Genomic DNA, 12,315 nt, shown 5'->3' on the forward strand with positions numbered 1-12,315 from the left:
GTCGTCCGTACCGACGGCCAGACTTGTCAGGCCGCGGCCCTCAACGCCCTCGGGAACCGCACTAGGTCCCTGTCCAACAACGCGGCGAACGCGGCGGGGCCCGGTCCCGACCGCCCCGCCCAGGGAGAGAACGCCCCATGTCCCTCTTCGCGAAGCTGCGGCGGCGCGCCGACGAGGGCCGGCCTGTCCGGGTCGGCCTGATCGGCGCCGGCAAGTTCGGCTCGATGTACCTGTCGCAGGCGCCGCGCACGCCCGGCATCCACCTCGTCGCGGTGGCCGACCTGTCGCCGGACCGGGCGCGCGAAGCGCTGCGCCGGGTCGGCTGGGACGACGCCCGGTTCGCCGCGCGCTCGCTGGAGGCGGCCGCGCGCGGCGGCACGACCCTCGTGACCGAGGATGCCGACGCGATGATCGCGAGCCCGTTCGTGGACATCGTCATCGACGCCACCGGTAGCCCGGCCGCCGGCATCCGCCACGCGCTCCAGGCCTTCGCGGCGGCCAAGCACATCGTCATGGTCAACGTCGAGGCCGACGTGCTGGCCGGGCCGCTGCTGGCGCGCCGGGCGGCCGAGGCCGGGGTGATCTACTCGATGGCCTCGGGCGACCAGCCGGCGCTCATCGCCGAGCTGGTCGACTGGGCCCGCACCATCGGGCTGGAGGTGATCTGCGCCGGGAAGGGCACCAAGTACCTCCCGGCCTACCACGCCTCCACGCCCGACACGGTCTGGGGCCATTACGGCTTCAGCGAGAGCCAGGTCGCTGGCGGCGACTTCAACCCGCAGATGTTCAACTCCTTCCTCGACGGCACCAAGTCGGCGCTGGAGATGGCCGCCGTGGCCAACGCCTGCGGGCTCACCCCGCCGCGCGACGGCCTCGCCTTCCCGCCCTGCGGCGTCGACGACCTGCCGGGCATCCTCAAGCCGGCGGCCGACGGCGGCCTCCTCACCGAGCGCGGCACCGTCGAGGTGGTCTCGTCGGTGGAGCGGGACGGGCGGCCGGTCTTCCGGGACCTGCGCTGGGGCGTCTACGCGGTGTTCGAGGCGCCGAGCCCCTACGTGCGCGACTGCTTCGCCCAGTACGGCCTCAAGACCGATTCGAGCGGCCGGTTCGCCGCGACCTACAAGCCCTATCACCTGATCGGCCTCGAGCTCGGCATCTCGGTCGCCTCCATCGCGGTCCGCGGCGAGGCGACGGGGGCGACGGGCGAGTGGCGCGGCGACGTCGCCGCCACGGCCAAGCGCGCGCTGCGGGCCGGCGAGCGGCTCGACGGCGAGGGCGGGTTCACCGTCTACGGCAAGCTGATGCCGGCGGCCGAGTCCCTGGCGCAGGACGCCCTGCCGATCGGGCTCGCCCACAACATGGTCCTCAAGACCGACGTGCCCGCGGGCCGGGCCGTGCGCTGGAGCGACGTCGCCTACGACGCCGGTCAGGAGGCGATCCGCGTCCGTCGCGAGATGGAGGACCTGTTCCGCGGGGCGACGGGGCGGCCCGCCGGGTAGAGCCGTTCCCGACCGCGATGAGTCGGACGCGATTGCCGAGCCCGCGCCGCACGAGGCGCGGGTCCCTCTCCCCTTGCGGGAGAGGGGTTCGTGGCGCGGCCGTCCGAACCGGAGATGCCCGTGTTCCAGACCGTTGCCTGAGCGATCGTGAGCGGCTCCAGAGCCTCAGGCGCGCCGGCCCGCCGTGCGCCCGGTCGGCGAGCGCCCGACGAGCTTCCGGAACGTGCGGCTCATGGCGCCGGCGCTCGTGAAGCCCGATCGCGCGGCGACCTCCGCCATCGATCCCGCGCCGGAGCGGATCAGGGCCTCGGCCCGGCCGACGCGCTCGCGCATGATGTACTGGTAGGGCGTGACCCCGGTGGTCTGGCGGAAGGCCCGGATGAAGTAGCCCTCGCTGAGCCCGACGATGCCGGCCAGGGCAGAGACGGTGATCTCCCGGTCCAGGTGCTCCCGGATATACGCGCAGGCCCGTCCGGCCTGCGACGCCGAGAGGTCGGGCGCCGCCGACCGGCCCGGCGCGCGCGCGGCGACGACCGAGCGCAGGACGGCCAGATGGAGACTCTCGATGAGCAGCGGGTCGGGCGACGGGTCGTCCCGGTGCGCGCAAGCCAGCGCGTCGAGGATGTGACAGGTGCTGCGGCAGGCGCGGAGATCGCGCCCGTCCGCGGCGAAGGCGATCTTGCCGACCGGCGCTTCGGCGAGCCGCTCGACGGCCGCGGCCGAGAAGGAGAGGACCCGGCCGGCATACGGACCCACCCACCGGGTCGTGCCGGTCAGGCCCGGACGCCGGACCAGCAGGCCCTCGCGCTCGCTCAGCCGCGCCGCGATCTCGTAATCGACCGCGTGGTGCGCCCCGGCGGGCTGCGTGCTGGCCGCGACCTCGAGGCCGGTGACCGCGTGCGTGCTCCACCCGCCGACGGGGAAGCGGAAATCGATGAAGGTGATCTCCGGGAGGCCGCGGTCGCTCGGCGCGTAGCAGGTCAGCTCGGGACGGCCGGAGAGATGCCCGGTGCTGCCGCTCGTGGCGTACGCGAACGTCCCGTCGGTGGTCGCGGCCGAATTCTCGGCCGAACTCTCGGCTGTGTCGTCCATGCGGGCCCATCGATCCCGGTATCGTCGCGGTCTTCCCCACGACGGAGGAGGGCGGCCCCGCGGCCGCCCTCCCGGTGTCAGACCGTCAGCGCAGGGATCCGGTCACGCCGCCGACGACACCGCCGACCGCGCCGAGCACGCTGCCCACCAGGCCGCTCACTAGACCGCCGACCTGGCCCACGACCCCCGAGACCGCACCGAGCTCCTGGCTCGCGTCGACCCCGAGGCCGACGGTGAGGCCGACCCCGAGGCCGCCGCCGACCTGGTCCAGCTCGGCAGCGCTCAGCTCGCGGACGGTATCGATGCTGTCCTGCATGATCGTTCTCCAGATTGGAATTCAGGAAGAAGGTTATTTGCTTCGATCTATTGCCTGATCGTAGCGTCGAGGCGCCTTGGACGTCGGCGCCTGCCCTTAGGATTACAGAGATGTGCTTCGTGTCAATCGGTCTGGAACGGCCGATGCCGTTCGCGGACGACCGATATCGGCGACTGCGCAAAAACTGACAGGGCTTGCCATTCGCGGACGCTGCTCCAGGCGTCGCAGGACTCGACGGCCTGCGCGCTGCGGAACGGCGGATTCCCGCGCGGCCCCTCCCGCGGGATCTTCGCGGTGCAGCATCTGATATCGCAAAAATTGACCCGATTTTGCGACGCAAACTCGGCGATGCCTGATTTCTGAGTAAGTCTCTGATTGTGTTTGAGATTTATGGCTGACCGCGACGTTCTGACGCACGAGAAAGTATTCAAAATTCGTTGTGGCAACAAGTGTTGACACACAGATCACGTGGTGCGACCGAGTATGGCGGCGCATGCTGAGCGCATAGTCCTCGAATACGGCTGTCTCTTTCAGGAAGGTTGCTTTCTCCGGGTGCCAAGTCCGCTCTTTCGACTTGAGGTTATCGAGGCGCGACGCAACGCGTGGCTGGGCGAGGCGCAGATCATCCAGCCTCTGCCGGTCCGCATCGTGGCCCTGGCCTGCGTGGTCATGGTGGCGGCGTTCGGCCTCTATGCCTGGCAGGGCACCTACACGCGCCGCATCCACGCCGTCGGCCTGCTCGCGCCCGATATCGGGCTGATCAGCCTCGCCAGCCCGGTGGCGGGGCGCGTCGGCTCGACCGGCGTCCGCGAGGGCGACAAGGTCGCCCGCGGGCAGCTCCTGTACACGATCGACCTCGATGCCGTGTCGGCGAGCGGCCCCACGCAGGAGCGCGTGATCGCCGAGCTGGAGCGGCAGCGCCAGAGCGTGGAGCGGCAGCGGGCCGCCCGGGCCGATCTCGCCGGCACGGAGCGGCAGGCGCTGCGCGAGCAGGTGGCGAATCTGAGCGAGCAGTCGGCCCAGCTCGCCAAGCAGATCGACCTGCAGGACAAGCTGGTTCCGCCGCTCCGGGCGCGGGTCGAGGAGCTCGCCGACGCCGTGGCGCGCGGCTACGCCCGCGCCGCCGACTTCCAGAGCCAGAACTACCTCTACATGCAGGCGAGCGCGCAGCTCGCCCAGTTCCAGCAGAGCCGCCTCCAGATCGACGGCAAGCTCGCCGACACGAGATCCCAGCTCGCCGCCTACGACGACCGGCTGGCCCGCGACCTCGCCGACCTCGACCGGACCGCCGCCCAGCTGGCGCAGCAGAAGGCCGAGAGCGAGGCGCGCCGCGCCATCGAGGTCCGGGCGCCGGAGGCCGGGACCCTGACGTCGATCCGCGCGCAGGTCGGCCAGACCGTGGCGGCCGGGGCGACGCTGCTGACCCTGCTGCCGAGCGCCGGGCGCCTCCAGGCCAACCTGTTCGTGGATTCGTCGGCCATCGGCTTCGCCGAGGCCGGCGCGCCGGTGATGCTGCGCTACGCCGCCTTCCCGTTCCAGCGCTTCGGCCTGCACCGCGGCGTCGTAACCGAGGTGACGCGGGCGCCGCTGGGAAGCGACGACGCGCCCGATTTCGCGCGGCGCGCGGCCGCCCGGGGCGAGGGGACCGACCTCTACCGCATCGTGGTCCGGCCCGATTCCGACACCGTGCTGGCCTACGGCGAGCGGCGCAGCCTCGAGGCGGGCATGCGGGTCGAGGCCGACATCGCCCTGGAGAAGCGGTCGCTGTACCGCTGGCTGCTCGATCCCGTGGCGCATGTCCGGGAGAGCCTCGCCCTCGTCACGCGCGGCGGCCTCGACGCCCTGCCGGTCCGGAAGGCCGCGCCGTGACGGCGCCGTCCCGCGCCGCCCGGCTGGATTTCGGGCTCCGCCGCCGGGTGCCGGTCGTCCTCCAGGCCGAGGCCGCCGAGTGCGGCATGGCCTGCCTCGCCATGGTCCTGGCCTATCACGGGCGCCAGATCGACCTCGCGACGCTGCGGCGGCGCCATCCCCTGTCCCTCAAGGGCATGACCCTGCGCAACCTGATCGACCTGTGCGGCGCGCAGGGCCTGACCGCCCGCGCCCTGCGGGTCGAGCTCACGGATCTGCCCCGGCTCCGGCTGCCCTGCATCCTGCACTGGGGCCTCAACCACTTCGTGGTGCTGACCCGGGTCGAGCGCGGCGGCCTCGTCATCAACGATCCGGGCCGCGGCCGGCGCCGGGTCAGCCTCGCGGAGGCGTCGCGGGAATTCACCGGGGTCGCCCTGGAGGCGGTGCCCAACCCGGGCTTCCGGCGCGAGCGGGCCGCCCCGGGCCTGCGGCTGCGCGACCTGTTCCGCAACATGGCCGGCATCCGCGCCGCCCTGGCCCAGGTCCTGGCCCTGTCGCTGGGGATCGAGCTCGTCGCCCTCCTGATGCCCATCGCCTCGCAGGTCGTGATCGACGAGGTGATCGTGAATGCCGACCACGACCTGCTCCTCGTGGTGGCGATCGGCCTCGCGCTGCTGCTGCTGCTCCAGCTCGGCCTCAGCATCGCCCGCACCTGGGCGATCATGCTGGCCGGGACCCGGCTGAACTACCAGTGGTCGGCCGGCCTGTTCGACCACCTGTCGCGGCTGCCCCTCGACTATTTCGAGAAGCGCCACGTCGGCGACGTGATCTCGCGGTTCGGCTCCCTGGCCACCATCCAGAAGGGCCTGACGACCGACCTCGTCCAGGCCATGCTCGACGGGCTCATGGCGGTCGGCATGCTGGTGATGCTGACGGTCTACGGCGGCTGGCTGGTCGCCGTGGTCCTGGCCTCGACGGCGCTCAACGCGGTCCTGCGGGTCTTCGCCTACGGCGCCTACCGGGAGGGCAGCGAGGAGGCCCTCGTGGCCGAGGCCCGCCAGCAGACGCACTTCATCGAGACGGTCCGCGGCATGGCGAGCGTCAAGCTCCTCGACCTGCGCGAGCGGCGCGGCAACGCCTGGATGAACCACTTCGTCACGGCCCTGAACGCCCGGCTGCGGCTGCAGCGCCTCGACCTCGTGTTCGGCCGCGCGAACGAGTTCCTGTTCGGCCTCGACCGCCTGATCCTGCTGGTGCTCGGCGCCCGCGCGGTCATCGGCGGGTCCCTGTCGCTCGGCATGCTGGTGGCGTTCCTGGCCTACCGCGACCAGTTCGCCACCCGGATCGGCAGCCTGATCGACGCGTGGTTCAAGCTGCGCATGCTCGACGTGCAGACCGACCGGCTCGCCGACATCGTGCTGTGCGAGCCCGAGGAGCAGGATCTCGCCGCCGGCGCGCAGCCGGGGGCGCCCCCGGTCGCCGCCATCGGGGCCGGCGCGCTCGCCGGCGCGGGCCTGGCGCTGCGCTACGGCGCCGACGAGCCCTGGATCTTCCGCGGGGTCTCGCTGTCGGTCCGGGCCGGCGCCTGCTTCGCGATCACCGGCCCCTCGGGATGCGGCAAGACCTCGCTCATGAAGGTGATGATGGGGCTGACGCCGCCCAGCGAGGGGATCGTCGCCGCCGACGGCCAGGACATCCGCACCGCGGCCGGGTCCTACCGGCGCCGGATCGCCGGCGTGATGCAGGGCGACGGCCTGTTCGCCGGCTCGATCGCCGAGAACATCGCGGCCTTCGACGAGCATCCGGACGCGGGCTGGATCGCCGAGTGCGCCGCTCGGGCGGCGATCCTGGACGACATCCGCCGCATGCCGATGGGCTTCGAGAGCCTCGTCGGCGACATGGGCTCGACCCTGTCGGGCGGCCAGAAGCAGCGCATCGTGCTGGCGCGCGCCCTGTACCGGCGGCCCGAGATCCTGTTCCTCGACGAGGCCACGAGCCATCTCGACGAGGCCACCGAGGCGGTGATCGCCCGGGCCCTGCGGGACCTGCGGATGACGCGGGTCATCGTCGCCCATCGCCCGGCGACGATCGCGCACGCGGACGCGGTGTTCGATTTCCCCGCCGAGGTCCGGGGCCGGGCGGATCTCGCCGCCGCCGGCTGACGCGCCGCGCCTAGGGGAGCGTGGGCCGGAGGTCGCCCGGGGCCAGGCCGAAGCGCTTGCGGAAGCCGCGGTTGAAGGTCGGCACGTCGGTGAAGCCGCACGCGTAGGCGATCGAGGCGATCCGGACCTTGTCGTCGCGGCGGGCCTCGAGGCGCCGGCGCGCGAGGTCGAGGCGCGCGTCGCGGATCGCCGCCGCGATGCCGCCGGTCTCCGCGAAGGCGCGGTACAGGCTGGTCCGGGAGAGGCCCAGCGCGCGCTGGATGTCCTGCGGGTTCAGGTCGGGATCGTGCATCCGCCGCGCGATATGGGCGCGGGCGAGGGAGACGACGGCCGCCTGCGAGACCGCCTCCGGGTCGCCGCGCCGGGCGGCGCCGTCGACGAGGTGGCCGAGGAGATGGAGCACGCCCTCGACGGCCGCCTGCGCCTCGTCCGCGGACATCCAGGCGATCGAGCCGGCCACGCCGCGCAGCCGAGCCCGGACCTCCGCCCCGGCCGGGTGCGGGCCGAGGCTGCGGCCCGCGAAGGCGTCGGCGGCGCCGATCCAGGCCTCGAACATCTCGCGCGGGACGGCGAGGCGGATCTCTTCGTAGGCGCTCTGGGTGCCGGCCACGAAGGGCCGGTTCCGCGTCAGGAAGCTGATGTCGCCCGGGTTCAGCTGGGCGCCCCGTCCGTGCTGCTCGTGATAGCCGACGCCGTCGAGCCCGAGGCCGATCACCACCATGGCGCGGGCGTTGCGGTCGACGTGGCGGGACCGGAACTCCAGCTCGACCGGGCTGCTCACCGTGTGGGTCAGCGACCAGCCGGCCGAGGCCACGCTCAGGCGCTTGGCCGAGAACCGCTCCCGGGGGTGCCGCCGGCCGATATCGCCGAACCTGGCCAGGGCCGTGCAGCGCCAGAACTCGAAGGCCCGTTTGGGGTCGACGTGGCTGGTCGTCTCGACGAGGCTCGGGACGAGCTCCGGGCTAGACACGTGCGGCACTCCCGGCGCGCCCTTTCGGCCGCCTGCGCGACCCTATCGTGTGAATCGTGCCGGATCGGCAACCGGCGCCATCCGCCCCGGTCCCGCCTGCGGGAGGCCCGCGCCGCCTCTGGCGCTCCCTACGCAACGGCCCGCCCCGACAGGCCGCGCGGTCCGGAGAGGAGCAGGGCCGCGCTCGCCGCGAGGACGACCGTGATCACCGCGAACATCGCGTGCGGCCCGTAGGCCGAGAGGACCGGCAGGAGGATGATCGGCGCCAGCGCGGCGGCGACCCGGCCGCCGGCCCAGGCGCAGGTCATGGCCGAGGCCCGCAGCGGCGTCGGGAGCAGCTCCGTCGCGTAGACGGCGAGGATGCTGCCGTAGGTCGCCGCGGCGGTGTTGAACGCGATGCCGACGAGGACCAGCGTCAGGAACGTGCCGCTCGCGGCGAAGGCCGTGCCGAGGGCCGCCATCGCCGCCGCCAGGGCCGTCAGGCAGGCGCGCCGCTCGAGCCGGTCGATCACCAGCGCGGTCAGCAGGGTACCCAGCGGCGGCCCGAGCATCGACAGGGCAGCGAAGACCAGGGATTGGTCGATCTTGAACCCCTTCTCCACCATCACGACGGCGCTGAGCAGCGGGAAGGCGATCGTCGCCAGGGGGGCGAGGGTGTAGAGCCCGACGAACAGCGCCGTCCGGCGCAGCTGGCGCGGCCCGGCGAACAGGCCGCGGAACCCGCGGCCCGGCCGGCCGCGCCGGGTCCGGGCCGGCGGGGGCGGCGACCCGGACCCGGCCGGCCGCCCGCTCGAACCGCGCAGCGCGCGTCGCTCGGCGGAGCGCCGCACCGAGGCGAGCCACCGCGGCGATTCCGGCAGCCGCGCGAACAGGAGGCCGCCGAGCGCCGCCAGGGCGCCCCCGAGGATCAGCGCCCAGCGCCACGGCTCGATCCCCAGCGGCGCGCCCGGTGCGAGCATCTGGACCAGGCCGATGGCGGCCAGGCCGCCGAGGAGCCCGAGGCCGGCGCAGACCAGCAGCGTCGCGCCGCGGTGGCGCGCGGGCGTCACCTCGGCGAGGTAGGTGGCGACCAGGGGCGGGAACCCGCCGATCGCGAAGCCCGAGACCGTGCGGGCGATCGTCAGCGCCGTGAGCCCCTGGCTCGCGGCCGCGGCCAGCGATCCGGCGGCCATCAGCGCGAGGGAGGCCTGGAGCGCGCGCCCGCGGCCGAGGCGATCCCCCAGCATCCCGAAGACGGGCGCGCCCACGGCCCCGCCGGCGAAGACGGAGGCGAGGAGCAGGGAGAGGCTGCCCCGCGGCATGCTGTGGGGCGGCGCGAGGAAGATGGCCGCCAGGGCGTTGCTCAGGGCGACCTCGGCGATGTCGGTGAACAGGCCCAGCGTGCAGACGGCGAGCGCCGCCGCGTGGAGCCGCGTGATCGGCAGGGAATCGAGCCGCCGCGTGACGGCCGCGACCGACCCGTCCACCGGCGCGAGGGGGTCGGAGAGGCGCGCGGCCTGGATTCGGGCGTCGACCAAGCGTGTGGATCCTCTGCGACCGGAGCGTGCGCGCACCCGGTGACGCACCGCCATAGCGGCGTGTTCCGCACCGGGGAACGCGATGGCGTTCACAAATGCACCGAGCGCGCCACGGTCGCGGGTCGCGCGGAAGCCGGGGCGGCCCGGTCCGGCGATCCGCGGATCGCGCGGATCCGCCGACGAGCCCTCCGCCGGGAGCCTCGGCGCGCGGGCCGGCACCGCCATCACGCGCCTTGCTGATCGTCGGTCGGGAGGACATCCTGCGCGGGGGATGTCGGGGCGGATGGTCGGGGCACGATGTTCGAGGTCGCGCAGGACGATCTGTCCGATGGTCAGACACGGGCGCTGCTGGCGCTCCATCTCGCCGGGATGCACGCATCCTCGCCGCCGGGCAGCGTGTTCGCTCTCGACCTGTCAGGCCTGCGAGCACCGGGCGTGACCGTCTGGACGGCGCGGCGGGGCGGGCGGGTGGCGAGCGTCGGGGCGCTCAGGATGGCGACGGACGGCTGGGCGGAGGTGAAGTCCATGCGGACGCATCCGGACTTCCTCCGTCAGGGAGCCGGCGCGGCGATCCTCGACACCATCATCGCGGCCGCCGCCGCCCGCGGCGCGCGGCGCCTGAGCCTCGAGACCGGATGCGGACCCGCATTCGCGCCCGCGCTCGCACTCTATCGGCGTCGAGGCTTCGTGAACGGCCCCGCGTTCGGGACCTACCTGCCGAGTGAATTCAACCAGTTCCTCCATCTCGCGATCGCCTGACCGAGCGGGGGCCACATCGCGCCGCCGTTCCCGGAGCGTCGCGCGGCCGCGATCCGTGCGACCGGCCGCAGCGGCGGACGGGGTCGAGGCGGGCCATCCAGGTTGTGGGGTGGGGTATCTGCCCGTGCGTTGCTGTCGCCGTGTTGCGCGCGCGGCGGACGTCACGCGCGTGAGCGGCTGTCCACGGCGGTCACGGCCCGTCCAGGAAGGCGAGAAGCGCTGCATTGAAGAGCGCCGGATCCTGCAGGAACGCGAAGTGGCTGGCGTTCGGCAGGATCAGCAGGCCCGCCCCGGGGATCGTGGCGGCGAGGTACTCGGTGTGCGCGCGCTTGATCCCCTCGTCGTGGTCGCCGTCCGCGATGAGGACCGGCGCGCGGATCCGCTTCAGATCGGCTTCGGTCCAGCGCGGCTGCCCGCTCCACATCCGGCCCACGGCGTCGACGAAGGCGGCGTAGTCCTTCGGGGTCGGCGAGAGGGCCTCGTACTCCTTGCCGGCCCGGTCGATGAAGGCGGCGAAGGTCGGGTTCTTCTCCACACCCTCGATCAGGCCCGACGGATCGGCGTTGGCGCCGAACGCGAACACCTTGCCGACGCGGTCGGGGTGGCGCATCGCCATGTCGAGACCGAGGATCGCGCCGTCGCTCCACCCGACGATGTCGGCGCGCGGGATCTTCAGCACGTCGAGCAGGCCGACCACGTCGTCGGTCATGAGGTCGTAGCCGAACGGCCGATCGTCCCGGGTGCTGCGGCCGTGCCCGCGGCTGTCCACGAGGATGACCGTGCGGCGGGCGGCGAGCGCGGCGACCTGATGGCCCCAGTAATCGGAGTTCGACAGGCCGCCGTGCAGCAGGACGACCGGCGGACCGCTGCCGATCGTGGCGTAATACAGCCGGATGCCGTTGATGGCGGCCCGGCCCGGGGTCGTGCCGGCGACCGGCGCGGGGGTCGGCGGCAAGTCCTGCCAGCGCGCCCCGGCCCAGGCCGGTGCGCCGGCCAGCAGAAGTGTCAGGACGATCACAATCCGAAGCATCGAGCGCCTGTCCGTCATGGGCGGGACCGGCTGCCGGAGCGATCCGGTCCTCCTCGACCCGCCGCGACCGCGATCCGCGGTCGATATGCGCGCGGACCGTGACCGGCCCGGATTACACGACGATTTCAGACCGCGGCCCGCGCGGACGCGGAAACGCGATGTCCGCCGTGCGGCGCGGTCCCGAGCGCCGAAGGCGGTGCCCGGCCCCGGCGCGGAGGATCGGGCTTCTAGAAGCGCGGGTTCGTGCGGCGGGGCTGGTCCGGCCGCGGCGCGGGGGTGACCGGGGCGTGCCGATGGCCGACCACGTCGCCGTTGCGATAGGCCTCCCGGATGTTGTGTCGCGCGGCCCGACCCGCCATCCCGCCGGGCTGGGTCACGGCCGAATCGCCGGACGGGGCCAGGACGGTCTGCGCCGAGGCCGGCCCCGCGCAGACGAGAAGAAGCGTGACGCAGCCCGACAGAACCTTCATGGCCCGATACCTCCCGCCCGAGCGCGTTGCCGCGACGGGCGAACCCTCGGTGAAGGCGCCCGCGCGCCGCCCCGTCCCGCGTATCTCCGTCCGTGCGGGCGATCGGCTCACGGGGGGCTCGGCGGACGGGGACGTCGGTCAGGCGGCCTTGCCGAGCCGGATCGCCTTGGCGATCTCCGAGCGGCGCTCGGCGTAGCCGGGCGCGGTCATCGGGTAATCGTCCGGGAGCCCGTAGCGCGCGCGGTACCGCTCCGGCGTGAGCCCGTGCGCGGTGAGGTGCCGCTTCATGGTTTTGTACGACCGGCCGTCGATGAAGCTGACGATGCCGTCCGGGCGGACCGAGCCGCGGATCCGCGCGGCGTCGGGCTGCTCGGGCGGCGCCTCGGTGACCGCCGGCCGGACGGCGAGCGCGGAGAACGCGCCGTGCACGGTGACCAGAAGCGGCGGTATGCCGGTGTGCGGCAGCGCGTTGTTCGACAGGTAGGCGGTCACGACGCGCAGGGCCACGTCGCTGATCGTCCGTTCGAGATGATCCTGATTCTTGCGCAACTCGATCGGCCCCTTCTTCGATCTCCGCGATACCTGATATAGACCATGAATACTCGGACATTACCCGATGTCAATGAAGAATGACGGGATCGGCAAGTAACGA

11 protein-coding genes are annotated in these 12,315 nt (G+C 73.0%); 4 read left to right on the top strand and 7 right to left on the bottom strand.

Going from position 1 to position 12,315, the window contains the following annotated elements:
* Positions 1–137: 137 nt before the first annotated feature.
* Entirely contained in the window at positions 138–1,499 is a 1,362-nt protein-coding gene (locus BKE41_RS24915) for a Gfo/Idh/MocA family oxidoreductase (RefSeq protein WP_029361429.1), read from the top strand.
* Between the two features lie 165 nt (positions 1,500–1,664).
* Here BKE41_RS24915 and BKE41_RS24920 read toward each other — a convergent pair whose 3' ends face one another.
* Entirely contained in the window at positions 1,665–2,591 is a 927-nt protein-coding gene (locus BKE41_RS24920) for an AraC family transcriptional regulator (protein WP_029361430.1), read from the bottom strand.
* An 85-nt stretch (positions 2,592–2,676) separates the two neighbouring features.
* Positions 2,677–2,907, bottom strand: coding sequence for a hypothetical protein (locus BKE41_RS24925; RefSeq protein WP_012321783.1), 231 nt, complete (start codon positions 2,905–2,907; stop codon positions 2,677–2,679).
* A gap of 552 nt (positions 2,908–3,459) precedes the next feature.
* On the opposite strand from BKE41_RS24925, the gene BKE41_RS24930 reads away from it, so the two are divergent.
* Both BKE41_RS24930 and BKE41_RS24935 read left to right on the top strand, forming a co-directional pair.
* Positions 3,460–4,776 carry an HlyD family efflux transporter periplasmic adaptor subunit gene (locus tag BKE41_RS24930; protein WP_041372407.1) on the top strand — a complete coding sequence of 439 codons (1,317 nt, stop codon included), beginning with the start codon at positions 3,460–3,462 and terminating at the stop codon, positions 4,774–4,776.
* Positions 4,773–6,917, top strand: a complete 2,145-nt coding sequence (locus tag BKE41_RS24935) for a peptidase domain-containing ABC transporter (RefSeq protein ID WP_063110351.1) — start codon at positions 4,773–4,775, stop codon at positions 6,915–6,917. Before BKE41_RS24930 ends, BKE41_RS24935 begins: the two co-directional genes overlap by 4 nt.
* Before the next feature lie 10 nt (positions 6,918–6,927).
* Here the strand turns inward: BKE41_RS24935 and BKE41_RS24940 are convergent, their stop codons facing one another.
* Positions 6,928–7,887, bottom strand: a complete 960-nt coding sequence (locus BKE41_RS24940) for a helix-turn-helix domain-containing protein (protein ID WP_024828525.1) — start codon at positions 7,885–7,887, stop codon at positions 6,928–6,930.
* A 128-nt stretch (positions 7,888–8,015) separates the two neighbouring features.
* Entirely contained in the window at positions 8,016–9,404 is a 1,389-nt protein-coding gene (locus BKE41_RS24945) for an MFS transporter (RefSeq protein ID WP_159392775.1), read from the bottom strand.
* A gap of 297 nt (positions 9,405–9,701) precedes the next feature.
* Between BKE41_RS24945 and BKE41_RS24950 the strand changes: the two genes are divergently transcribed.
* A complete protein-coding gene (locus BKE41_RS24950; RefSeq protein WP_012321788.1) occupies positions 9,702–10,163 on the top strand; it encodes a GNAT family N-acetyltransferase in 462 nt (153 codons plus the stop codon).
* A gap of 190 nt (positions 10,164–10,353) precedes the next feature.
* On the opposite strand, the gene BKE41_RS24955 is transcribed toward BKE41_RS24950, so the two are convergent.
* The 3 genes from BKE41_RS24955 to BKE41_RS24965 all read right to left on the bottom strand — a co-directional run bounded on the left by BKE41_RS24955 (position 10,354) and on the right by BKE41_RS24965 (position 12,212).
* On the bottom strand, positions 10,354–11,193 hold the full coding sequence (locus BKE41_RS24955; RefSeq protein ID WP_012321789.1) for an alpha/beta hydrolase: 840 nt from the start codon (positions 11,191–11,193) through the stop codon (positions 10,354–10,356).
* 227 nt (positions 11,194–11,420) lie between these two features.
* Entirely contained in the window at positions 11,421–11,663 is a 243-nt protein-coding gene (locus BKE41_RS24960; protein WP_053621873.1) for a hypothetical protein, read from the bottom strand.
* Positions 11,664–11,801: 138 nt separating this feature from the next.
* Positions 11,802–12,212, bottom strand: coding sequence for a MucR family transcriptional regulator (locus BKE41_RS24965; protein WP_012321791.1), 411 nt, complete (start codon positions 12,210–12,212; stop codon positions 11,802–11,804).
* Positions 12,213–12,315 lie beyond the last annotated feature (103 nt).

Origin of the sequence: Methylobacterium sp. C1 (assembly GCF_001854385.1) — a bacterium.
Lineage (GTDB): Bacteria > Pseudomonadota > Alphaproteobacteria > Rhizobiales > Beijerinckiaceae > Methylobacterium > Methylobacterium radiotolerans.